This window comes from Mesorhizobium sp. M0910 (assembly GCF_040319465.1).
In the GTDB taxonomy this organism is placed as follows: Bacteria; Pseudomonadota; Alphaproteobacteria; order Rhizobiales; family Rhizobiaceae; genus Mesorhizobium.
The window spans coordinates 1-22085 of sequence record NZ_JAMYNZ010000020.1 but is presented as its reverse complement, the minus strand read 5'-3'; the positions used below and the strand labels follow the sequence as shown (position 1 = coordinate 22085).

At 62.6% G+C, this 22085-nt stretch carries 29 protein-coding genes and 1 pseudogene; 18 read left to right on the top strand and 12 right to left on the bottom strand.

Annotated elements, in window-relative coordinates; translation table 11 throughout:
* Window positions 1-41: 41 nt before the first annotated feature.
* From NKH78_RS29975 to betI, 4 genes and pseudogenes are all read right to left on the bottom strand, one after another.
* Complete coding sequence (locus tag NKH78_RS29975) at window positions 42-392, bottom strand: hypothetical protein (RefSeq protein WP_352884936.1); 351 nt, start codon at window positions 390-392, stop codon at window positions 42-44.
* Between the two features lie 72 nt (window positions 393-464).
* Window positions 465-1862 (bottom strand): class II fumarate hydratase, encoded by a 1398-nt coding sequence (gene fumC, locus NKH78_RS29970; RefSeq protein ID WP_352740298.1) that lies wholly within the window; start codon window positions 1860-1862, stop codon window positions 465-467.
* Between the two features lie 142 nt (window positions 1863-2004).
* Window positions 2005-2762, bottom strand: a pseudogene (locus NKH78_RS29965) (SDR family NAD(P)-dependent oxidoreductase).
* A 111-nt stretch (window positions 2763-2873) separates the two neighbouring features.
* A complete protein-coding gene (gene betI / locus NKH78_RS29960; protein ID WP_352508869.1) occupies window positions 2874-3476 on the bottom strand; it encodes a choline-binding transcriptional repressor BetI in 603 nt (200 codons plus the stop codon).
* Window positions 3477-3599: 123 nt separating this feature from the next.
* On the opposite strand from betI, the gene choX reads away from it, so the two are divergent.
* From choX to NKH78_RS29945, 3 genes are read left to right on the top strand one after another with little or no spacing between them, the layout of a single operon-like run.
* Window positions 3600-4535: a choline ABC transporter substrate-binding protein gene (choX, locus tag NKH78_RS29955; protein ID WP_352884935.1), complete on the top strand. Its 936-nt coding sequence runs from the start codon at window positions 3600-3602 to the stop codon at window positions 4533-4535.
* Window positions 4532-5380: an alpha/beta fold hydrolase gene (locus tag NKH78_RS29950; protein WP_352740295.1), complete on the top strand. Its 849-nt coding sequence runs from the start codon at window positions 4532-4534 to the stop codon at window positions 5378-5380. Before choX ends, NKH78_RS29950 begins: the two co-directional genes overlap by 4 nt.
* Window positions 5381-5388: 8 nt before the next feature.
* On the top strand, window positions 5389-6837 hold the full coding sequence (locus NKH78_RS29945) for an amidase (RefSeq protein WP_352740293.1): 1449 nt from the start codon (window positions 5389-5391) through the stop codon (window positions 6835-6837).
* Window positions 6838-6880: 43 nt separating this feature from the next.
* Here NKH78_RS29945 and NKH78_RS29940 read toward each other — a convergent pair whose 3' ends face one another.
* Entirely contained in the window at window positions 6881-7678 is a 798-nt protein-coding gene (locus NKH78_RS29940) for an NIPSNAP family protein (RefSeq protein WP_352740291.1), read from the bottom strand.
* Window positions 7679-7827: 149 nt separating this feature from the next.
* Here NKH78_RS29940 and NKH78_RS29935 point away from each other — a divergent pair, with 149 nt between their 5' ends.
* On the top strand, window positions 7828-8439 hold the full coding sequence (locus NKH78_RS29935; RefSeq protein WP_352740289.1) for an LmrA/YxaF family transcription factor: 612 nt from the start codon (window positions 7828-7830) through the stop codon (window positions 8437-8439).
* Window positions 8440-8488: 49 nt separating this feature from the next.
* Here NKH78_RS29935 and NKH78_RS29930 read toward each other — a convergent pair whose 3' ends face one another.
* Window positions 8489-9082 carry a hypothetical protein gene (locus NKH78_RS29930; RefSeq protein ID WP_352740288.1) on the bottom strand — a complete coding sequence of 198 codons (594 nt, stop codon included), beginning with the start codon at window positions 9080-9082 and terminating at the stop codon, window positions 8489-8491.
* Between the two features lie 119 nt (window positions 9083-9201).
* Here NKH78_RS29930 and NKH78_RS29925 point away from each other — a divergent pair, with 119 nt between their 5' ends.
* Window positions 9202-10332, top strand: coding sequence for a metallophosphoesterase (locus NKH78_RS29925; RefSeq protein ID WP_352778732.1), 1131 nt, complete (start codon window positions 9202-9204; stop codon window positions 10330-10332).
* A 63-nt stretch (window positions 10333-10395) separates the two neighbouring features.
* Here NKH78_RS29925 and NKH78_RS29920 read toward each other — a convergent pair whose 3' ends face one another.
* On the bottom strand, window positions 10396-10575 hold the full coding sequence (locus NKH78_RS29920) for a CsbD family protein (protein ID WP_352479307.1): 180 nt from the start codon (window positions 10573-10575) through the stop codon (window positions 10396-10398).
* A gap of 148 nt (window positions 10576-10723) precedes the next feature.
* On the opposite strand from NKH78_RS29920, the gene NKH78_RS29915 reads away from it, so the two are divergent.
* Both NKH78_RS29915 and NKH78_RS29910 read left to right on the top strand, forming a co-directional pair.
* Window positions 10724-11392, top strand: a complete 669-nt coding sequence (locus NKH78_RS29915; protein WP_352884933.1) for a glutathione S-transferase family protein — start codon at window positions 10724-10726, stop codon at window positions 11390-11392.
* An 84-nt stretch (window positions 11393-11476) separates the two neighbouring features.
* Window positions 11477-12232: an SDR family NAD(P)-dependent oxidoreductase gene (locus NKH78_RS29910; RefSeq protein WP_352740286.1), complete on the top strand. Its 756-nt coding sequence runs from the start codon at window positions 11477-11479 to the stop codon at window positions 12230-12232.
* Window positions 12233-12250: 18 nt separating this feature from the next.
* On the opposite strand, the gene NKH78_RS29905 is transcribed toward NKH78_RS29910, so the two are convergent.
* Window positions 12251-13102 (bottom strand): LysR family transcriptional regulator, encoded by an 852-nt coding sequence (locus NKH78_RS29905; RefSeq protein WP_352740284.1) that lies wholly within the window; start codon window positions 13100-13102, stop codon window positions 12251-12253.
* Window positions 13103-13199: 97 nt separating this feature from the next.
* Here NKH78_RS29905 and NKH78_RS29900 point away from each other — a divergent pair, with 97 nt between their 5' ends.
* From NKH78_RS29900 to NKH78_RS29865, 8 genes are all read left to right on the top strand, one after another.
* Window positions 13200-13661 (top strand): RidA family protein, encoded by a 462-nt coding sequence (locus tag NKH78_RS29900; protein ID WP_352740282.1) that lies wholly within the window; start codon window positions 13200-13202, stop codon window positions 13659-13661.
* A gap of 66 nt (window positions 13662-13727) precedes the next feature.
* Window positions 13728-14519, top strand: a complete 792-nt coding sequence (locus tag NKH78_RS29895; RefSeq protein ID WP_352740280.1) for an SDR family oxidoreductase — start codon at window positions 13728-13730, stop codon at window positions 14517-14519.
* Window positions 14520-14571: 52 nt separating this feature from the next.
* On the top strand, window positions 14572-14937 hold the full coding sequence (locus NKH78_RS29890) for a hypothetical protein (RefSeq protein ID WP_352740278.1): 366 nt from the start codon (window positions 14572-14574) through the stop codon (window positions 14935-14937).
* An 84-nt stretch (window positions 14938-15021) separates the two neighbouring features.
* Window positions 15022-15231, top strand: coding sequence for a cold-shock protein (locus NKH78_RS29885; RefSeq protein WP_010915421.1), 210 nt, complete (start codon window positions 15022-15024; stop codon window positions 15229-15231).
* A gap of 465 nt (window positions 15232-15696) precedes the next feature.
* Entirely contained in the window at window positions 15697-15924 is a 228-nt protein-coding gene (locus tag NKH78_RS29880; RefSeq protein ID WP_352740276.1) for a hypothetical protein, read from the top strand.
* Window positions 15924-16331, top strand: a complete 408-nt coding sequence (locus tag NKH78_RS29875; RefSeq protein WP_352740274.1) for a hypothetical protein — start codon at window positions 15924-15926, stop codon at window positions 16329-16331. The genes NKH78_RS29880 and NKH78_RS29875 overlap by 1 nt, the downstream gene beginning before the upstream one ends.
* 1 nt (window position 16332) lies before the next feature.
* Window positions 16333-16497 carry a hypothetical protein gene (locus NKH78_RS29870; protein WP_254820654.1) on the top strand — a complete coding sequence of 55 codons (165 nt, stop codon included), beginning with the start codon at window positions 16333-16335 and terminating at the stop codon, window positions 16495-16497.
* A 50-nt stretch (window positions 16498-16547) separates the two neighbouring features.
* Entirely contained in the window at window positions 16548-16886 is a 339-nt protein-coding gene (locus tag NKH78_RS29865) for a YkgJ family cysteine cluster protein (protein WP_352508882.1), read from the top strand.
* A gap of 38 nt (window positions 16887-16924) precedes the next feature.
* Here NKH78_RS29865 and NKH78_RS29860 read toward each other — a convergent pair whose 3' ends face one another.
* On the bottom strand, window positions 16925-17845 hold the full coding sequence (locus tag NKH78_RS29860; RefSeq protein ID WP_352884930.1) for an AraC family transcriptional regulator: 921 nt from the start codon (window positions 17843-17845) through the stop codon (window positions 16925-16927).
* A 173-nt stretch (window positions 17846-18018) separates the two neighbouring features.
* Here NKH78_RS29860 and NKH78_RS29855 point away from each other — a divergent pair, with 173 nt between their 5' ends.
* Both NKH78_RS29855 and NKH78_RS29850 read left to right on the top strand, forming a co-directional pair.
* On the top strand, window positions 18019-18438 hold the full coding sequence (locus NKH78_RS29855) for a nuclear transport factor 2 family protein (protein WP_352884928.1): 420 nt from the start codon (window positions 18019-18021) through the stop codon (window positions 18436-18438).
* 86 nt (window positions 18439-18524) lie between these two features.
* Window positions 18525-19136: a LysE family translocator gene (locus NKH78_RS29850; RefSeq protein WP_352884926.1), complete on the top strand. Its 612-nt coding sequence runs from the start codon at window positions 18525-18527 to the stop codon at window positions 19134-19136.
* 6 nt (window positions 19137-19142) lie between these two features.
* Here NKH78_RS29850 and NKH78_RS29845 read toward each other — a convergent pair whose 3' ends face one another.
* From NKH78_RS29845 to NKH78_RS29835, 3 genes are read right to left on the bottom strand one after another with little or no spacing between them, the layout of a single operon-like run.
* Complete coding sequence (locus tag NKH78_RS29845; RefSeq protein ID WP_352884925.1) at window positions 19143-19529, bottom strand: nuclear transport factor 2 family protein; 387 nt, start codon at window positions 19527-19529, stop codon at window positions 19143-19145.
* Window positions 19530-19546: 17 nt separating this feature from the next.
* Window positions 19547-19993, bottom strand: coding sequence for an OsmC family protein (locus tag NKH78_RS29840; RefSeq protein ID WP_352884924.1), 447 nt, complete (start codon window positions 19991-19993; stop codon window positions 19547-19549).
* Between the two features lie 51 nt (window positions 19994-20044).
* Window positions 20045-21055: a zinc-dependent alcohol dehydrogenase family protein gene (locus tag NKH78_RS29835; RefSeq protein WP_352884923.1), complete on the bottom strand. Its 1011-nt coding sequence runs from the start codon at window positions 21053-21055 to the stop codon at window positions 20045-20047.
* A gap of 103 nt (window positions 21056-21158) precedes the next feature.
* On the opposite strand from NKH78_RS29835, the gene NKH78_RS29830 reads away from it, so the two are divergent.
* A complete protein-coding gene (locus NKH78_RS29830) occupies window positions 21159-21767 on the top strand; it encodes a TetR/AcrR family transcriptional regulator (protein ID WP_352508846.1) in 609 nt (202 codons plus the stop codon).
* Window positions 21768-22085: the final 318 nt, after the last annotated feature.

Below are 22085 nucleotides of genomic sequence, written 5' to 3'. Positions count from 1 at the left end.
GTCAATAGCCGCTGCGCAAGGCTTGGCAGTGCGTGTCGACCTTACGACAGCAGGCGGCCGGAGATGAGTTGCTGGATCAAACGTGCGTCGTGCTCAGGGCCGGGCGATTGGTACCACTCTTTATCCCCGCTGACCCATGCATCAGTCACACGAATACCATTCGGCGAACCCTCGAGACGGACGCCATAGATGCAGGCTCCTGTCCACGAACGATGAAAATAGAGCCAGCCATTCTCAAAAAATATGAACCACTTATCGTCCATATCCCGCGGAACGTGCCCAAGCCTGATCTTCTCGCCTTCGGCGTCCGAATACAGCAATGCAAGATCTATCCGATCTTGCTGCGCTGGGAGGGAGAGCGTTTTCCAAGAGGAGCGTGTGGCTGCTTGCATGCCTCATCTAACCAAAGCCATGAAAATCACACAACGAGCGATTTGCAGGCCGCTCAAATTTGTCCACGCCGCCTAGCCCGGATGCGTCATGTCCTCCGGCCGCACCAGCCGCTCATAGTCGGCTTCGCTGACCAGCCCGGTGGCCAGCGCTTCCTCGCGCAGCGTGGTGCCGTTCTTATGTGCCGCTTTGGCGATCTTGGCGGCGTTCTCGTAGCCGATCGTCGGCGCAAGCGCCGTCACCAGCATCAGCGAACGGTCGAGCGCCGCCTTGATGTTGTCTTCGCGGGCCTCGATGCCGACGACGCAATTGTCGGTGAAGGACACCGAAGCGTCGGCCAGCAGTTGTACCGATTGCAGGAAACAATAGGCCATCAGCGGATTGTAGACGTTGAGCTCGAAATGGCCCTGACTGCCGGCGAAGCTGATCGCCGCATTGTTGCCGAACACCTGCACGCAAACCTGTGTCATCGCCTCGCATTGGGTCGGATTGACCTTGCCAGGCATGATCGACGAGCCCGGTTCGTTTTCCGGCAGCGACAATTCGCCGAGGCCCGAACGCGGGCCGGAGCCGAGCAGGCGGATGTCGTTGGCAATCTTGAACAGCGCCGCCGCGCAGGCATTGATGGCGCCGTGCGAGAACACCATGGAATCATGGGCGGCCAGGGCCTCGAACTTGTTCGGCGCGGTGACGAAATCGATGCCGGTGATCGCGGCGATGCGCGCCGCCACCTTTTCGGCAAAACCGACCGGCGCGTTGAGGCCGGTGCCGACCGCGGTGCCGCCTTGCGCCAATTCCTGCAGGCCGGGAAGGGTCATTTCGATGCGCTTGATCGACGAGGCGACCTGCGCCGCATAGCCGGAGAATTCCTGGCCGAGCGTCAGCGGCGTCGCATCCTGCGTGTGGGTGCGGCCGATCTTGACGATGTGGGCGAAAGCCCTGGTTTTGGCGTCGAGTGCCGCATGCAAATGCCTTAGCGCCGGCAGCAGGTCGTGAATGATGCGCTCTGCGCAGGCGATGTGCATGGCCGTCGGATAGGTGTCGTTCGACGACTGGCTCATGTTGACGTGGTCATTGGGATGCACCGGCTTCTTCGACCCCATGACGCCGCCCAAAAGCTCGATCGCGCGGTTGGAAATCACCTCATTGGCGTTCATGTTGGACTGGGTGCCTGAGCCGGTTTGCCAGACGACCAGCGGGAAATGGTCGTTCAGCTTGCCGTCGATGACCTCCTGGGAGGCCTCGATAATGGCCTTGCCGATCGCCGGATCGAGCCGCTTCAGCTCCATATTGGCTTCGGCGGCCGCCCGCTTGACGATGCCCAGCGCCCGCACGATCGAGGCCGGCTGCTTCTCCCAGCCGATCTTGAAATTGGCCAGCGAACGCTGCGCCTGCGCGCCCCAATAGCGGTCCGCGGCGACCTCGATGGGACCGAACGTGTCGGTTTCGGTTCTGGTCTCTGGCGCGCTCACGCAGTCTCTCCGGTTTGCAATTTGCAAACGGCGTATCGCGTTGCACAAACGCCTTCAAGCGGAGATTGCGGGCGATGGAGATGCAAATCGGTTGAAGCCGCGCCTTTTCCTTCTCCCATAAGCGAGGAGGAGGGCGCGCTCCTCACCCCGCCGTATACCCGCCGTCGATGGCAAAGATACCGCCGCTGGTCCACGCCGCCTCGTCGCTGGCGAGATAGACCGCGATGCCGGCAAGGTCGCTGGTCCGGCCGATGCGGCCGAGCGGATAGCTGCGCTCGACATAGGCCTTGAGCTCGGCTTGCGCGGCTTCCGGCAGGTTTTCGATCGACCTGCGCCGCATCGCTGTGTCGACCGTGCCGGGCGCGATGGCGTTGACCTTATGCCGCGCGGCCCGAGCTCGAAGGCGAGCGATTTGGTCAGCGAATTGAGCGCGCCCTTCGACAGCGAATAGAGGCTGGACGGCCGCTTCGGGATCATCTTGTGCGCAAAATAGGACGAGATGTTGATCACGGAAGCCCTGCCTTGCGCGAGATGCGGCAACAGCCGTTGGGTGAGGAAGAATACGGCCGTGACGTTGAGCGCGAACGATTGCTGGAACTGGTCCTCGCTGACGGTCTCGAACGGCACCAGGAATGCCACGCCGGCGTTGTTGACGAGGATATCGAGAGGTGGGCCGCGCCTGGCATGCTCGACCACGGCGTCGATGCCGGCGCTGGCCGACAGGTCGGCCGACAGCGTTTCGACATTATTCCCGAGCTGCTCGCGGGCGACGTCGAGTTTTTTGCCGTCGCGGCCGACGATCAGCACGCCAGCGCCTTCGCGCGAGAAAGCCTCGGCGATTGCCAGCCCGATCCCCTCCGAACCGCCGGTGACCAGTGCCCGTTTGCCGCCTAGTCTCATCCAACACTCCGCGCTTTGCCGTCTTGTCTGGTAAGGAGAGCAGCGCCGTTGCCGATTGTGGTCAAGCCTCCGGCTTATCCTACAATATGAACTTTCGGCTGATGCGCCTGGCTATTCGGCAGCGGCTGCACCGCGCCGAACAGCCAGCCGGGTAGCGACAAAATCCTTGACCTGATGAATGGCCTGTTCACGCGTAACGCTGCCGGGCTGCAGGCCAAGCCTCACCCACAGCCCGTCGATCAGGGCGGTGACGCCGAAAGCGATCTCATCAGCATCGCGCGCCGGCGCCAGACCGCGCAGGCCGGACAGCAGGTTGGAGCGCATGCGCGCATGGATCACCTTCTGGATGCGGGCAAGCTTTTCGTCGCGCGGCACCTCCGCGCAAAGCGAAAGCCAAGCGTGGCAGAGGGACGGCTGGAAGAGATGCGGCTCGAAATTGCCTTCGATGATGGCATCTATCCGTTGCATTGGCGTACGCGCCTGCCTCAACCGCTCCACCACCGCATGACGCAGCACCAGGTTCGATTCGCGCATGGCATGCTCGAAAAGCTCCCGCTTGCTGTTGAAATAGTGCAGCACGATGCCCTTCGACGCGCCGGCCTGTGCCGCCACTTTTTCTATGGTGGCGCCAGCTATGCCTTCGCGCTGAAGCACGGCAAAGGCGGCTTGCCGCAGCTCCTTGCGGCGTATGTCGCTGAGACGCTTGAGTTTCACGGGCCGGGATCCATGCATCGAAAACCGACGTTGACATTTTTGTCCGCCGAGATCAATGATTGACCGTTGGGACAATTTAAAAACCGAATGGTCAACGTCGTTGGTGAAATGAGGAGAACCGAAATGCTTCGTTGCCTTGGAATAGGCGCCTCGCTCTGCGTCGTGCTGGCGATCCAGCCGGCCTTTGCGGCCGAACCCGAGCAATGCAAGGTCGTGCGCATGGCCGAGCCTGGATGGAACGACCTTGCCTTCACCACCGGCGTCACCAGCGTCTTGCTCGATGCGCTCGGCTACAAGCCGGCAAGCTCGCTTCTGGGCATCAACGTCATCTATGAATCCTTGAAGAACAATGATTTGGACGTGTTCCTTGGCTATTGGGATCCGGCGATGATCACCTACTACGAGCCCTATAAGAAGGACGGCTCGGTGGACGATGTGCGCGTCAATCTCGTCGGCGCCAAATACACCTTTGCCGTGCCGACTTACGTCTGGGAGGCCGGCGTCAAGGATTTTGCCGACCTGCAAAAGTTCGCCGACAAGTTCGGCAGGAAGATGTACGGCATCGAGCCGGGCTCGAACCAGCTGATGATGGACGCCATCGCTGATAAGTCGCTCGGCCTCGATGGCTGGCAGGTCGTCGAATCGAGTGAAGCCGGCATGCTTTCCGAGGTCGGCTACGAGATCAAGGAAAAGCGCTTCATCGTCTTCCAGGGCTGGGCGCCGCATCCAATGAACACGATGTACGACTTCAAATATCTGAGCGGCGGCGACAAGTTCTACGGCCCGAACTTCGGCGCCGCGACGGTGACGACGCAGGTGCGCAAGGGCTATCTGCAGCAATGCCCGAATGTCGGGCAGTTGCTGAAGAATCTCGCCTTCGACATCGATTTCGAAAATCTCGGCATGAGCTATCTCATCAATGACGGCATGAAGCCGGAGGAAGCCGGCCTCAAGGCAGTCAAGGAGAATCCGGATAGGCTCGGCGCCTGGCTTGCCGGTGTCACCACATTCGATGGCAAGCCCGCGCTCGACGCAGTCAAGCAGCAGCTCGGCCTGTGATATCGGCCGATCAGGCGGGCTGGAACGGCCGCAAGCGCAAGGTCGGTATCGGCAGCACTGAAACGGCCTGCGTCGAAATCGCCGGGCAGGAGCCCGCGCTGGTGCTGGTGCACGGCTTCTCCGACACGAGCCGCAGCTTCTCGCTGCTGGCGCCGCATCTCGCCGGGCGCCGGCGTGTCATTCCAGACCTGCGCGGGCATGGCGCCTCGCCGGCCGGGACACGCGGCTTCGCCCCGGCGGATTTCGCGGAAGATGTGGCGAGTTTGATCGAGCGATTGCGGCTCGAGCGGCCGGTTCTGGTCGGGCATTCCCTGGGCAGCATGGTGGCGATCGAGGCAGCCGCGCGCTACCCCGAGATGATCGGTGGCCTGGTGCTGATGGCCGGAACGCTGCGGCCGCAGATCGGTGAGGATCACCCGATGACCGTTGGTGTGCGGGCACTTCGAGACCCGATATCGCCGGCCGATCCGTTCTATGAATATTGGCATGCCTGCGAGGCCGAGGTTCCAGCGGACTTCCTGACCATGGCTGCAAAGGAAGCGTCAGCCATGCCGGCGGCACTTTGGTGCGCAATCCTGGAGCAGGTTCGGCGCGTCGATCTGACCGACAAGGCGCGCACGCTGCACCTGCCGGCGCTTGTCATTGCGGGCGGGCGCGACCTGCTCTTCGACGAAACGCACCAACGGCGGCTCCTCGAAGAAATCCCCGCCGCCGCGTTTGTAAGCGCGGTGCGATGCGGACACAACCCGCACTGGGAGGATCCGGCATTGGTTGCGGCAGCCATCGCCCGGTATTTCAAGGTCTGGAATGAAGCCGACCTCGAAGCGACCGGCAATCTGGGCTGAGAGCAGTCATGAACCTTTCCGAATACGTGGCGTTGGATGCCGTCGCTCTGGCCGGGCATGTTCGCTCGGGTGAATTGTCGGCTGCCGAGGTCGTTGAGGCGGCTATCGAAGCGATCGAACGCATCAATCCCGCCATCAATGCCGTGACACTGATCGATGCGGACCGGGCGCTTTCCGCGGCGGCAAGTTGCAACCGGCAGGCCGCACTCGCCGGCATTCCCTTCTTGGTCAAGGACACCGGCGTCAATGTACGGGAGTGGCCGACGACGCACTCGTCGCTCTACTTCAAGGATGCCGCGCCGAAGCCCGACAGCGAGATCGTCCGGCGCTGGCGGGCCGCCGGTCTGATCTTGCTGGGAAAGACAAACACGCCTGAATTTGCCAACGACTTCGTCACCGAACCCAGCTTTCGCGGCCCCACCTTGAACCCCTGGGATCCTTCGCTGACGGCGGGCGGCTCAAGCGGCGGAGCTGCCGCCGCGGTGGCAAGCGGCATGGTGCCGGTCGCCCACGGTTCCGACATCGGCGGCTCGATCCGGGTGCCGGCTGCCTGTTGCGGCGTGTTCGGCATGAAGCCGTCGCGCGGGCTCACGCCTGTCGGCCCCTATCGAGGTCAGGTCGGCGCCGGGCTCTACGCCGACAGTGTCCTATCCCGCACCGTTCGGGACAGCGCCGCTATGCTGGACATGACTGCCGGTCCAGAACAAGGAGCGCCTTACTCCGTGCCGAAATCGGTGCCATCCTACCTGGACTCGCTGTTTTCGCCCGGCGAGCGTCTGCGCGTCGCGTGCCTGATGCACCGGCCGGATGGCACGCCCGTCGCGTCCGAGATCGGGGGAAAATTCCAGGAAGCCATGATCCTCCTCGAGGACATGGGACACGAGGTCACAGAGGCGCGTTTCCCGCGGGAAGCCAGTGCCGAAGCGGACTGGAGCATCTTCTGGATGTCGGAGGTCGCGCGGCTGGTTGACGAGCGCGCCGACGAGATCGGGCGGATGCCGGGGGCCGGCGAAATCGAAAGCCTGACTCGTCACGCTCTCGACAGTTTTCGGCGATCCTCGGCCGCCGATTATCTCAGAGCGCTGGACCATGTGCACAGCGCTTCGCTGGCGATGGCGATGGCGTTCGATGGGTTCGACCTGATCATGACGCCGACGACGGCCGAGCTTACGCCCCGGCTTGGCGCCATCCATGGCGATGGTGCTCTCTTCGATTACGAGGCTTGGGCGAGCCGGGCCTACGGCTTTGCGCCCTTCACCGAAATCTTTAATGTCACCGGGCAACCGGCCGCCAGCCTGCCGCTTTTTCAGTCGAAGGGCGGCCTGCCGATTGGCATCCAGCTCATTGGCCGCAAGAACGAGGACCACCGGCTGCTTCGCGTTTCCTTTGACCTGGAGCAGGCAACCGCATGGATCACGCGTTACCAGGCGATCCATGCCAGACACTTTCAGGCATGAACCAGGAGGCTCCGGCGACGTAGGGGGCGTCGACGATGTTGGTTCATACCGAAATTGGGTGCTGCCCTAGCAGCGATCGCGCCGTCGGTAACAGACGCAAAACCTCCGCGGGCCTGGCGAATTCCCCTTGTACGGTCTGCTGAAGCGCCTGCCAGTCCGGGGAGGCGGCCAAGGCCGCTTCGTGCCGGGCATACGCTTCGGCGCTGGCGAAACCCGTGACGCTGATGAAGACGTTTTCGCTGGCCCGCACCGGCAGCCGCGGAAAGCTGTTTTCGGCATGTTCGGTGACGAAGGCGGCCAGCGGCTGTGCGCCAAATGCGGCAAGCACCGGAAGAGCCGCGGTCTGGAAGTCCCTGGCGAAGCCGGCTTCCAGTCCCGGTCGCAGATGATGAATCTTGATGACAATAATTGTCTGCAAAGCACTGCTTGTGCTTGGTTCTTCGAGATCCGTCTGGATTGCTCGTTGCGATCCCGAGAGATCGAAGCCGGCGCCCGGCCAGGCCGGCCTCAGCAGCAACACGTCGTCGGAATCGATCATCGTGGCGTTGGCGGCATCGCGCCAGGCAGCCCAGACCGGCCCGTCATAGAAGGCGGTCAGAGCGTTTTTCCGCGCTTCCATGCCGTCGAAGCCGCGCAGCCAGACGAACATGTCCGGCCGGTCGAGATCGCCGAACTGGCCGATGATGGTCATTCCCGCGGTTTCCTGGCCCTCGATCAGGTGATTGTCGAAGATGCCGATCAGCGTCTCGCGCCGCCCGCGTTTCAGCGTGTATTGCCTGAGTTCGACGACGGGCGAGGCGAGCAGATCGGGATTAGGTATGGCGTTCAAAGGCAGGTTCATCGCTCGATCTCAAAACAGGTCAGTCATCCTGTTTTACAAAACAGACCGGTTGTCCTGTTTTGTCAATCTGCTATCGTGTGAAGATGTCAGCAGAGATGTCCGCTCGCCCAAGGTCGCGGGCTCAAAAACGCACCAACGACCCCGAAGGCATGCGCAAGAAAGTGCTCGACGTCGCCGAGGAGGCGTTTCAGGCACGCGGCTATCATGCGTCCAGCATGGGCGACCTGATGGCGACGGCGGGCGTCACCGGCGGCGCGCTGCACCACCATTTCCCAACCAAGAAGGCGCTGGCGCTTGCAGTGATCGAGGAGCGGGTCGCCGCCGCGGTCGAAGAGACATGGATCGCACCGGTGCGGATGGCTCCCTCAGCGCGCGAGGGCGTGCGCTCCGTGTTCGCGGCCGTCGCGGCGGAGCTGGAGCGGCAAGGTTTCGTGCGCGGTTGTCCGCTCAACAACCTGGCGCATGAACTGTCGCTTGCCGATCCGGATTTCCGCATGGCCCTTGCCGGCATTTTTTCGGCCTGGCGCCAGGCGATCGCCGACAAGATCAGCGCCGACCAGCGGGCGGGACGGGAGCTGGGCACCGATCCGCAGCGCTTCGCAGCGCTCGCCGTCGCCAGCTATTCGGGCGCCGTGTCGATGGCCAAGACCGCACAGGACGCAAGCGTGCTGCGCGACTGCCTGATGGCGTTGGAGCAGGGAGTTATGTCGTCCAAAACGGGAACGAGGCGACGTAGCAGGATACTGCACAGAGCCCTTTGACGCCGGCAGGACAGTCGCTCACTATGACCGAGGCGGGGAGGCCGAACGCTTAATTCGGCAGCGGCTTGATCAGCTCGTAGCCGACCACGCTTTCGGCGCTGGTGCCCTCGTCATAGCGCCTGGCCACAACTGCCTGCAGATCGGGTGCGTAAAGCGCGGTGAACTCGTCCCGCGTCTCGCCGGCCTCGCTCCTGATCGTCTGCTTGACCGCGAGCACGGCGTATTTGCAATCACCCAGGCTGAACGTCTCCTTGCCCTTGACGTTGATCTCCAGCGTCTCGGTGCCCTTCGGCGGCTTGTTCGGTGCAAGACGGGCAAACACGATCTTGCTCTTGGCCCCCGCCTTCAGTGGGAACACCTTCCTGAGATCGGAAAACGGGATCATCGCCATCTGCCCTGTGCTGCTGTCGCGAAACACTTCGATCAGCCCGCCGAACAGGTACTGCGACTGCGGCGATTGCGACTGGTATTTGTTGGCAACCGCCACCATTCCGCCCGCCGCCGGACGAAATTCGCTGTGGACGCCAGGCCTTTCGAGAACGAAGCCGGCCTTGGCCGATTTGGCGTCGATGCACGCGGAGGCGTGCGCTGCGCTCGTCATCGCCAGGATCGCCATTGTCATGCCGATGGATGCAGTTTTCATGGCGTCCTCCTCTGCCCGCGCAAGTTGAATGCCGAAAGCAATGCCAGACCTGGGAGAACGTGTCGACACACTTTGCGAGCAACTGGACTGCCGGTTCGCGTCGTGCTGAATTTTAGCGCATGATGCACAGAATTTCCGCCCGACCGGTCTCCCGGCGCAGTTTCCTGATGAAGGCAGCGGCCGTTGCCGCGGCCGGCGCCGTTTCGCGCCCGGCCTTCGGCCAGACCGGGCAGCGCATTCCGCCGATCGACGCCACCTTCCTGTTTATCGCTGATGTCCATGCCTGTCGCATGGCGAACGGATTGAGCCCGCACTGCGAGCAGGAAGGCAAGACCGACGCCGCCCTGCTGCGCAATGTCGCCGCACTCAACGGCGTCGGTGACAGACAATGGCCGGCTGAAATCAACGGCGTCGCCACCGGTCTGCATTCGACGGGCAATATCGGCACGCCGCTCGGCCTCGTCGTTGGCGGCGACATCACCGATGATGGTGGCGGCCAGATCACCCAGCCCAGCGAAGGCACGCAGCTGCTCCAGTTCAGCCAGCGCTACCAGCAGGGCGTTGGCCCCGACCGCGTGCACATGCCGGTCTATGTCGGCCTCGGCAATCACGACCTCGACCAGAACGGCCCACGCTCGCATGCCGACTGGTACCGCCGCGAAATGCGCGACTACGTCGAGGTCAATCACCGCCCCGGCGTTTTCTTCAAGCCGCCCGCGCCGGCGACCAACTACGATCTCGAGACCGATTGCTATTCATGGGATTGGGGCGGTCTGCATCTTGTCCAGACGCACCGTTTCGCCGGCGATACCGGCCATGGCGCAGTCAGCAGCCTGCCATGGCTGAAGCAGGACCTGCCGACCTATGCCGGCGACGGGCGCCCGGTCATCCTGTTCCAGCATTATGGCTGGGATAATTTTTCGATCGAAAGATGGGACGCCGCCGAGAAGACCTTCGACGACAACGGCACGGGCCCACCGCATTGGTGGAGCGAAGCCGACAGGCAGGCGCTGCTGGCTGTGCTGAAGGGCTACAACGTCGTCGGCATCTTCCATGGCCACCAGCACGCGACGCCGATGATCTATCACCGTGACGGGCTCGATTTGTTCAAGCCGAAGGCTGCCTTCATGGGCGGCTTTGCGTTGGCGCGGGTGACCGGCAGCAGCATGGATGTGGTTCTGGGCGAAGCCGCCGGAGATCATGGCGAGGTCGCCTTCACCAATGCGTACAGCAAAAGTCTGACTTTCTGACGGGCAGGAGAGGCCCAAAAAAGGCGGCCGAGCCGCCTTTTTCTGGTTTGCGAAGCGTCGGCGTCAAAGCGCCTTCTTCACCTTGTGCTTCACGTCGCCGTAAGCCTTCTGCATCTTGCCGGTCGCCTTGTCGACGTCGCCTTCGGCCTCGGTGCGCCTGTTGCCGGTGGCCTTGCCGGCGGTCTGCTTGACCGAGCCCTTGGCTTGCTTGGCAACGCCGGCAACCTGATCCTTGTTCACCATCTCGCATCTCCTGATCCGTTCGCCTGGAGAAACGGTCGCGGATCGCTTAGGTTCCGGGTTCGGCCCGTCGATTGGCATAGCTTCCGGTCGCGAAGCCGACAGGATAGGGTGCACCAGGACGCCCGAACAGACAGGGGCCGGAGGGACAATGGCTGAATTCACGCTCTTCATCGGCAACAAATGTTTTTCGTCGTGGTCGCTGAGGCCGTGGCTGGCGATGAAGTATCTGGAGATCCCGTTCGAGGAAGGTCTTGTGCGCCTGCGCACGCCCGAGACCGCGGCCAATCTGGCCAGGATATCGCCGACAGGCCAGGTGCCGGTGCTGAACCATCGGCTGCCGAATGGCGAGGTCCGGATCGTCTGGGAAACCCTTGCCATCCTTGAATATCTCGCCGAGCTGTTTCCCGGGAAAAAGCTCTGGCCGGCCGACATCGGCGCCCGCGCGCTGGCCCGCTCGGCGGCGACAGAGATGCATTCCGGCTTTCGCGAGGTCCGCTACGGCTGGCCGATGAATTTGCGCCGGCCAAAAGGCCACAAGCCGCTCGACGCCGAAGGTGAGGCACAACGGGCGCGCATCGAGGAGCTATGGCGCGAATGCCGCGAAAAATACGGCAAAGGCGGCCCGTTCCTGTTTGGCCATTTCACTGTGGCCGACGCCATGTACGCGCCGGTCGTCACCCGCTTCGACACCTATGGTGGCACGCTGGCAACCGATACCCGCGCCTATGTCGACGCCGTGCTTTCGATGCCGGCGATGCGCCACTGGTATGCCGAGGCGGCGAAAGAGTCTTGGCCGGAGCCCGGCCCAGACGAATAGAGCCGAGCAACCCGCAAGCTGGTCTTCCACTTCGCCGCCCGCGGCCTATCTGAAAATCGGGCTGGGGCCTTGGAGAACTTCGCAATGACATCTGTTTCTTCCGCATTGGCCGGCAAGGTCGCGCTCGTTACCGGCGCATCGTCGGGCATTGGCGAGGCGACGGCTGCGGCTTTGGCCGCCGCCGGGGCCAAGGTGGCGATTGCCGCACGCCGGGCCGATCGCCTCGAAGCGCTGGCCGCGCGTATAGAAAGGGCCGGCGGCGCGGCGCTCCGCATCGAGGCCGATGTCACAAGCAACGATGATGTCACCGGCATGGTCGACAAGGTTGTCGACGAATGGAGCCGCCTCGACATCCTCGTCAACAATGCCGGGGTGATGCTTCTGTCGCCGGCCGCCGAGGCCGTGCTCGACGACTGGCGCCGCATGGTCGAGCTCAACCTGCTGGCGCTGATGGGGGTCACCAAGGCGGCGCTGCCGCATCTCAGGGCCGCCAAGGGTCACATCGTCAACGTCTCGTCGGTCGCGGGCCGTGTCGCCAATCCGGGGGCCAGCGGCTACGCGGCAACCAAGTTCGGCGTCGTCGGCTTTTCCGAATCGCTGCGCCGCGAAGTCTACGCCGACAAGGTTCGCGTCACCGTCATCGAGCCGGGCCTGGTGCGCACCGAGCTCGGCGACCACATCACCAATCCGGCGTTCAAGGCTGATCTGGACAAGCGGCTCGCCGCCATGGAGGCGCTGACCGCCGAGGACATCGCCGCGGCCATTCTCTACGCCGTGAGCCAGCCGCCGCACGTCAACGTCAACGAGATCGTCATCCGCCCGACCGACCAGGAACGATGACTGACATCGGATCTTTCGCTAGGCTTCAAACCCCGCCCGCAGGAAATCGCCACACTCCTCCACCAGCCGCGACGGGTCCCTCGCGAGGTAGACGCCGAAATCCGCCGTCGGCGCCGGCGGCAGGTTGAAGCGTCCGTTGAGGCTTTGGCAATCGGGCGGCAGCCCCTCCTGCAGCAGAAGCCCGATGCCAAGCCCGGCCCTTAGCGCCGAGATCAGCGTCGCAAAGGTCGACACGCGGCAGCCGATCTTCCAGCCGATCCCGGCCTCGGCGAGCGAAGCCAGCATCCTGTCCTGCCAGGAGCAGGCGCCTTCGAAGATGATCAGCGGCAGCTCGACCTCGTCGTCGATCTCGATCATGCGGCTTGCCGCCCAGACCAGCTGTCGCGACAGATGGCCTCGCGGCGCCATTGTGAAGCGCGCCGGATCGGCCATGACGATGTCGCATTTTCCTTCGCCCAGCGACTTGCTGAGATCGCTGCTGCTGGCCGATGTCAGTTCGATCTCCACGGAAGGATGCCGGCGCCGGAAGTCGGCGATGATCAACGGCAGCCGCGTTACCGCCAAATCCTCGACGATGCCCAGCCGGACACGGCCGACCAGCCTGCGGCCTTCTATCTCGCGCCTGGCATCGTCGCCGATCGCGATGGCCTTGCGGGCGAAGGCGAGCAGGATCTCGCCGGCCTCGGTCAGCGTCACGCCGCGCGGCGAGCGGTGCAGCAGCTCGGCACCCACTTCGCCCTCGAGGCGCTGAAGCTGCATGCTCACCGCCGCCTGGGTGCGGGCAAGCCGATCGGCCGCCCGGCTCACCGTCCCGGTATCGGCCACGGTGACGAAGGCGCGCAGCAGTCTGACGTCGATATCTCCGGTCATAAGAATTCCTGATAGCTGTGTCAGCACTATCAGGCTATCTGAAAGCCCGATCTGAATTCAAGGTCTGCTCGCACGAATGAAAGCAGGAGCAGCCACCTTGTCCTATAGAAGAAGATTTGAAGAGCTCGGTGTCGCCTGGCCGTCGCTCGAGCGGCCTGCTTTGCCGTTCTCGCCGACGGCTCGGGTCGCCGACATCGTCTATGTCTCCGGTCAGATCCCCGAGATCGGGCCGGATATCGCCGCAATCGGCCGGGTTGGCGCAGAGATCGATCTGGCTGCTGCGCGCAACGCCGCCCGGCTTTGCGCTGCCAACATCGTCTATTGGCTGGACAAGGAACTGGACGGCAATCTCGACCGCGTCGTGAAATTCGCCAAGCTGACCGTCTATGTGAATGCGGCGGCCGGCTTTTCGGCCTATTCGGAGGTCGGCAACGGAGCATCCGAATTTCTGCTCCATGTTTTCGGCGGGCGTGGCGAGCACGCCCGCTGCTCGCTCGGCATGGCCGGCTTGCCGGCCAATGTTCCGGTCGAAGCCGACGCTATCGTGCATGTCCGCTGATGCACCCCCAAAGCATGCCCTCGGGGCTTATCCGGGAGTGCGCAGTGAAACCAGAGGAGGCTTGGCTTGATAAGTGCAAATCTTGAGAGGCGGAAGGCGCTGGTTCTCGGCGGAGGCAAGGGCCTCGGTTTCGGCGTTGCCGAAGCGCTCGCGGCAAAAGGCGCCGAGATCATCGTGGTCGGACGAGGGAAGGCGACCCTGGATGCGGCGCAGCGCGCGATCGACGCCGCCGGCCACATCTGCTCGACCTTCAGCGCCGACCTCTCGGACAACGACAGCGTCTCCCGACTGATCCGTGCCGTCGAGGACGAGCATCAGCGGATCGACATCGTCCTGCTCAATGGCGGCGGCCCGCCGCCCTTCGCGGCCAGCGTCTTCGATGCGAGCGTCTGGGAGAAACAGTTCACCAGCATGGTGCTAAGCCAGATGCGCATCGCCATTTCGTTCCTGCCAGGCATGCGGGCGCGGCGCTGGGGACGCATCATCGCCGTTTCCTCGACTTCCGTCCGCGAACCGATCCCCGGCCTTACCGCTTCGAACGCGTTGCGTGCCTCGCTCGCCGGCTGGGCCAAGACGCTGGCCGGCGAAGTGGCGGCGGACGGCGTCACCGTCAACCTGTTGCTGCCGGGCCGTTTTGCGACGGACCGGACGAAAGAGTTCGACGCCATGGACGCAGCCGACAGGGGTGTCGACGCCGCCGTGATCGCCGCCGAGAGTCAGGCCGAAATCCCGGCAAAGCGTTATGGCACCCCCGCCGAGTTCGGCGCGGTCGCTGCATTCCTGGCCAGCGACGACGCCGCCTATGTCACCGGAGTGGCGTTGCCGGTGGATGGTGGACTCAGCCGCGGCATGCTGTGAGGGGCAGGTGATATGACGGCACGATTGCGTGCATCTCACAGGAACGCCCCTCGTGCCTTTTATCTGCGCGGGGGCGTCCTGTTTGTCGTCCGCCTTTCTCAAGATCGCTCTTTCGAGAACGGCTTTCGACATCGAAAAAATGCCCTGGCGCCGAAATGGTTCCCGGTTGGAGCAATTCCAGGACAAGCGTGAACGATTTTCCGTCCGGATTGCGAAAAAAAAAGAGCTCCAAGTGGTTTTTTGGCAGGCAATAGCCCGGCTTTTGCTGTCGGATTTGCCGGCGCGCCGGTCGCCGACGCGCGTCTCCGCGAGTGTCGCAAATCAAAAAATTGACACGGCGCGCAAAGAAGTCTATAAGAACTTTGTCGATGTTTGTTTGACCGACTTTTGTTATCCGCGTGCCAAGGCGCGCCTTTGACGAACTTCCCCATCAAAATCGAGACAAACGTTGTTGTGCATCCGCATGACGACGAACGAATATTTGCCATGGAAAGGGTTCGTTATGAGCACAGGCACAGTTAAATGGTTCAACGCCACCAAGGGTTTTGGTTTTATTCAGCCTGACGACGGTTCTGCCGACGTTTTTGTCCACATCTCAGCCGTCGAGCGCGCCGGAATGCGCGACATCGTCGAGGGCCAGAAGCTTGGCTACGAGATGGTCCGCGACAACAAGTCGGGCAAGATGTCCGCCGACCAGTTGAAGGCGGCCTAAAACGGAATTCAGCCTCACCGGTGACCACGGATGTACTGGCACCGGTGAATGGCTAATTCCAGCGCATGATCGCGGGAGGCTAAGTCCCAGCTCATGCGCATGAGAAGAACGTTTCTTTGCGCGTCTCTCGGGATGCGCGGGCGCTCTTATGGAAGGTCAGGCGGTGCCTGGCCTTTTTCATTTTTGCGCTTCGACCGCCGAAAGAGCGCTGCTCGACGGCCTGGACGTGCTAAGAGGCTGTTTCGAAATTCGCTCTGGCGAGTCATATGGTGGGTTCGAGAACCGGCGCGCAGCGGACATTTGGGTCCGTGAGCACCGGAAGCGCGGAAAACGCCATCAGATGGCCGTCAGAGTAGAATTTCCCAGCAATTTGAAACCGGCTGCCGTATTGCTTTGTGCGGGATCCTGGCCGAAAGACCAGTCTCGCCACCTTTGGGCGGCGCGCTCCGAACCGGGAGAAAGACCTTGACCGCAACTTCAAAAAAACTTCGCGACCAGGCTGAATCCATCTTCAGCAAGACGCGGACCCAGTCGATGTCGCTCGACCGGATCAATTCCGAACGGGATGCCGTCAGCCAGGCCCGCGAAGCCAAGACCGCGCGGCTGCGCGAACTGCGGCTGGAAAAGGAAGCCGATGACATGGCGGCAACGGCTGCGCTCGCGGCCTCGCCAAAACGCGCAGGCAAACGCTGATGGCCACCAAACGTGTGCCTCAAAAGGCGATCGCCGCTGATTCGACCATTGCCGATGTCGTGGCCGAACTCGACAAGCCGGTCGAATACGTCCGGCGCGTGCTCGAAAAGCTCGAGCGCTGCCGGCGTGTCCACGGCGATGCCCAGGTGCGGCTCGGCGTGCGCGGCCGCGCCGAATGCCCCAATTATCTGATCGAATACGTCCGGGAAAACGCCAAGACGCACGAGCGCGTGACCTTTCAGGACGCCGCCTACAGCGGCAGCACGCATCGCGAGCTGGCCCCCCGGCACATCGAGGAGGCCAGGAACTGGTCGCCCGAAGAAATGAACATCACGGCCGTTTCGGCGCTCATCGGCCGCCTTCGCAATCCGAACGCGCCATCATCGCGTTTCTCTGACGAGGATTGATATGGCAATCAAGTTTTCCGCCAAGGGGCAGCCGGCAGCGCCTGCTGCCGCCGTGAAGCCGGCCAAGCCGGCCGTCGCGCCAAAAACCGGCGAAGCCGCCGAAGCGGGCACCGATCTGTTCAGGTCGCCGGCCGAAGCGCCGCCGCGCAAGCCGAAGAAGAAATAGCGCCCTTGCAGCAGGATGCCGGCCGGAAATCGGCGCCAAGGCTGCTTGCCTTGGCGGTCGCAGAGGATTTTTCGTCGCCACAAGAGGGCGCCGACCCGGTTGCCTTCGATTGCCAGACCTGTGGCGCCTGCTGCGCCTACTCGTCAAGATGGCCGCGCTTTTCAACCGAGGATGACGCTCAGCTCGACCTTATCCCGCAAAAATACGTGGCTGCCGACGAAGCCGGCATGCGCTGCGACGGCGCGCGCTGTTCGGCACTGCGCGGCGAGGTCGGCAAGTCGACCGCCTGCGGAATCTATGAGATCCGTCCCGACGTCTGCCGCGCGTGCATGCCGGGCGATGACGACTGCCTGATGGCGCGCCGGGCTCACGGACTGCCGACGCTGTAATGACAGCACACGCGCTGGCGTCCCCAGTTTAAATTTCCTCAGTCGGATGATCGAAAGTCGCTGCGGTAGAGGCCGGGCGATCGTCCGGTCAACCGTTTGAATGCCTGCGAGAACGACGGCACCGATTCATATCCGACGGCGCGCCCGATCTCGCCAATATTCTGGTTCGTTTCCCGCAGAGCCTTGGCGGCAAGATTCATCCGCCATCGAGTCACATAGGACAGCGGCGGCTGTCCCACCAGTTGAGCGAAGCGACGCGCGAAGGTGGCTCGGGACTGTGCCGCGCCGCTGGCAAGGGAAGCGATGGTCCAGGGATTGCCCGGCCGCTCGTGGATCAGGCGCAAGGCCTGCGCAATGCCTTTGTCGCGCAAGGCGCCAAACCATCCCCCTGTTCCGAGTGGCTGATGTTCGATCCAGGCACGCAACAAGAAGATCAATGTGCTGTCGAGAAGGCGTGGGGCGACAATGTCGTGGCCGCCGAGATTGCCTTTCGCTTCGACCTGTAGAAGTTCCAGGGCAAGCCGCAGCGGCTCGCTGGTGTGGATCTGATTCCGGGTCAAATGAATCAGCGGAGGAAACAGCGAAACCATCGGATATGGCCCGACGCCGTCGAGTGAATATCTCGCACAAAGAAGAGTTGTCGCGCCGCTTTCGCTTTTCGGTTCCAGTCCGCTCCGATTTGCGGAAAGGACGGCGGATATCGATGCCGTCGGTGCACCCGCCGGATTGCAAAGGGCATGCCCGATACCGCTCGCGACAAGGATGACATCTCCCTCGCCTAAGCGGATCGGCTCTTTTTGACCAGTCAGCCGCAACCAGCATTCGCCGTTCTGTATGACGTGGATGGCGGCATTCCTTGTCGGATCGACTGAAATACCCCATGGCCGATGCAGGGTCGCGCTGCCGATCATGGCGCTGCCAAATCGCAGCGAAGCAAGAAGTTCGGACAAGGCGTCCATGAGAACCATCCTCCGACAATGAACCAGACGATATTAGACGATTGGATAAGAATCCAGGCGAATAGCATATCGACCATCTCACAAGCGTGGCTGATTATGTTGGCAATGTCGGCCGGGCCTGCGGACGCTCCTGTCCACAACAGGCAGAAGCAGGCACCTGAAGGAGCAAGAACATGCGTGACGAACCATCAAATCCAGTTCCAGCCAAGATCCATAATTCGCTCGACACCAACAAGGCGATCGTCCTGGACTTCATCGACAAAGCAGTAAACCAAGGCAACATCGAAGCTGCTTCGATGCATTTTGGCGAACGCTACATCCAACACAATCCGAACATTGCGGATGGTGCGGAAGGCTTCAAAGCCTATCTGCAGCAGCTCAAACAATCATTTCCCCTCGTGAAGGGAGAGGTGAAGCGGATTTTTGCCGAAGGGGATTTCGTCATCGTGCACATGCACGCAAAACGCGAACCGGAGGAGGAGGGCCTAGCCATTGTCGACATTTTCAGGCTGAAGGACAGCAAGCTGGTCGAACACTGGGAAGTTCGGCAGCCTATAGCCGATAGCAAGCTGCACGCCAACAGCATGATCTGAATGCGCATAGGCTCTCAGGCTGACTTGTGCCCGCACGTTTCGCTGATTACGCTGCCGGCGGCAGGGCCAGCACCGGGAGACCATCCGTGAGCATCGAATTCTTGTTGACGTCGCTGATTGTCGTGGCTTCGCCCGGTACCGGCGTTCTCTATACGCTGAGCGCCGGGCTTTCGCGTGGTGCGCGCGCCAGCATCATTGCCGCTTTCGGCTGCACGCTCGGCATCATTCCGCACATGGCGGCCGCCATCACCGGCCTCGCGGCTCTGCTGCATACCAGTGCCGTCGCCTTCGAGACGCTGAAATATCTCGGCGTCGCCTACCTGCTCTACATGGCCTGGAACACGCTGAAGGAGAAGGGTGGCCTGAGCGTCGAAGAAAATGTTGCGCCGCGCTCGGCCGGCAAAGTGATCACTTCGGGCATCCTCATCAACATCCTCAATCCGAAGCTGTCGATCTTCTTCTTTGCCTTCCTCCCGCAATTCGTCAGCACCACCGAACCGCATGCGCTGTCGCAGATGCTGGAGCTCAGCAGCGTCTTCATGCTGCTCACCTTCGTGGTCTTTGTCGGCTACGGCGTTTTCGCGGCGTCAATCCGCAGCCATGTCGTGTCGCGGCCAAAGGTGCTGACCTGGATGCGCCGTACCTTCGCCGGAGCCTTTGTAATGCTGGGCGCCAAACTGGCGCTGGCAGACCCGTAGAGAGCCTTATGCTTTCACGTAGCCCATGGCCTCGACGATCTGCCCGTCCGCCACGCGCATCAGGTTGACGCCGCGCAGCGAATTGCCGTCGGCCATCCAGTAGCGCCAGCGGATCGTCGCCCGGTCGCCGGCGACGAAGGTTTCTTCGATGTCGAAGCGCGTGCCGGGTCCGGTCGCGATCGCCGACCACAGTTCGACGCAGGCGCCCTTGCCGATGCGGCGGGCGCCGTCCGGGGCCGGCGTGGTGTTCTCGATCACGCAGTCTTCCGCCACCAGATCGTCGAGCGCCGATGGGTCGTGGCGCTGGAAGACGTCGTTGTAGCGCCGCATGATCTCGGCCGTTTCGGCGGAGCGTTTGGCCGCGGCGATGTCGATGATGAGTTCCTGTGTCATTGGATATTCCTTTCCCTTCAGTGATCAGTAGCGGTTTCGATGAGGCGGGCCTTGAGCGTGATCACGGCGACGCCGGCCAGCGCCCGCGATACGAGGCAGGTCTCCTTGGCCGTCTGTGCCAGCCGCTCGAAATCCCCCGCCGCCAGCCCGGCGACGCTTGCCTCGGTCTCCAGCTCGATACGGGTCAGCGTCGGCCCGGCCGCGGTGGCGCCGAGATGCGCTTTCGCGATCGTGTGGATGCGCGCGGGAGTGTAACCTTCGCGGCCGAGAATGGCGCTTAGCGCCATCGAGAAGCAGCCGGCATGCGCCGCCGCAATCAATTCCTCCGGGTTGGTGCCGGGACCGTCCTCGAAACGCGACGGGAAGGAGTAGGCACCTTCGAAGACGCCGCTACCTAGTCTCAGCCGACCCGAACCTTCCTTCAACGATCCCTGCCATTGAGCTTCTGCTTCACGAATGGTCATTGCGTCTCTCCTTTTAGTTTGAGGCTCGATCGAATTTTGGGGGTGAACCAGTCAGGCGCCGTCGACGACCACTTTCCCGAAGACGTCGCCTTGCTGGAAATAGCGATAGGCGTCTTGGGCCTCGTCGAAGCAGAACACCTTGTCGATGACAGGCTTAAGCCGATGCACCGAGATGGCGCGCAGCATGGCTTCGAGGTTGGTGCGATTGCCGACGAACAGCCGGCTGATGGTGGCGAGGCTGCGCTGGTAGACCGGGCCGGGGATCTGCACCGTCCCGCCTTTCGCATCCTGTATGGTCAGAAGCACGATGCGCCCGTACAGCGCGCAGGCGATCATCGATTGCGCGAAGGTCGGCGGGCCGCCGGTCTCGACGACGAGGTCGATGCCGCCGGTCTGCTCGCGCACCGCAGCACCCCATTCCGGCATGCCGGCTGTCGAGACGACGAGGTCGGCGCCCAGCGCCCGCAGCCGGTCCAGCTTCTCGCTGCGCGAACTGACGGCCACGACCCGGCAGCCGAGCAGCTTGGCGAATTGCAGCGCAAACAGCGCGACGCCACCTGAACCGATGACAAGAACCCATTGGCCGGGCTTCGGCATCTCGGCCGCCGTCACCGCATTCCAGGCGGTCAGGCCGGCGCAGGTCAGCGTCGCCGCTTGATGCCAGTCGAGATGGTCGGGAAGCCGCACCGCCCATTGCTCATCGAGCACCGCGTATTCGGTCAGCATCCCATCCAGCGTGCAACCGAGCTGGTCGATCAGCCCGGCATTGATGTGGCCGTCGATCCAGCGCGCAAAATAGCTGCCGGTGATGCGGTCGCCGACGGCGAAGCGGGTGACGGCATCGCCGACGGCAACGACTTCACCGGCACCATCGCTCAGCGGGATAACGCCCTGGCGTGGCGCCAGTGGATAGTTGCCGTTGAGGATCATCGTGTCGCGGCGGTTGAGCGAACCGGCGCGCACACGCACGGCGATCTCGTGTTGCTTCGGCGCCGGCTGCGCCTCGTCGCGCCTCACCAGGCGTTCGATTCCGCCGGTTCCTTCAAGGCGATAACTATGCATATCGGCCTTCTCTTTCGAATATGTAGACTGATCTACATATTATGTAGACCGATTGCTATATTCGAGGCAAGGCCTATAGTGTTCACTCCTGACAGAGGTTGGCATGGCGAACGACACCCGCACCCGCATGATCGAGACGACGGCGCGGCTGCTGAGGCAGCGCGGCTACCACGGCACGTCGCTCAACGACATCTTGAGCGCCTCAGGCGCACCGAGAGGCTCGCTCTACTTTCACTTTCCGGGCGGCAAGGACCAATTGGTCATCGAGGTGACGCGCGACAGCGTCGCCGATGTCACGCAGAGGCTGGACGCCGCGCTCGCGGCCGAAAAGGACCCGGCGGTGGCTGTCCACCACATCTACCAGTCGGTCGCGCGCATGCTGGAAGACAACCAGTTCACGCTCGGTTGCCCGATCGCGCCCGTGGTGCTGGACTCGCCGGCAGACGTGCCGGAACTGGCCGAATTGTGCCGCTCGGCTTTCGAGCAGTGGATAGGCTTGCTCAGGGCCGCCTTCGTCAGGGCAGGGGTGCCCGAGCGCCGCGCGCACGCGCTCGCATTGCTGGTCGAATCATCGCTGGAAGGGCTGATGGTGATCGCACGCGCCACCCACGACCGTGCCCCTGTGCTGGCAGTAGCCGATGAAGTCGCGGCGCTGATTGAGGGTGCTTTGCCTGCCAAATCTCACCCTCGGCGGATTGACGCCGCCGTCTGAGCGGGCAAACCGCTAAGCAAAGCAAACAAAAAGGGCGACCTCTCGGCCGCCCTTTCCGTATCTGAAGGTAGATGGGCTGGACTGGAAATCCATGCCGCCACTCAAGCCCGCTTGCGGGCTTGAGCAACGTGAGTTCATGGCGTGCTTTATGGACTTCTTAGAAGTCCATGCCGCCACTCAAGCCCGCTTGCGGGCTTGAGCAACGTGAGTTCATGGGCGTGCTTTATGGACTTCTTAGAAGTCCATGCCGCCACTCAAGCCCGCTTGCGGGCTTGAGCAACGTGAGTTCATGGGCGTGCTTTATGGACTTCTTAGAAG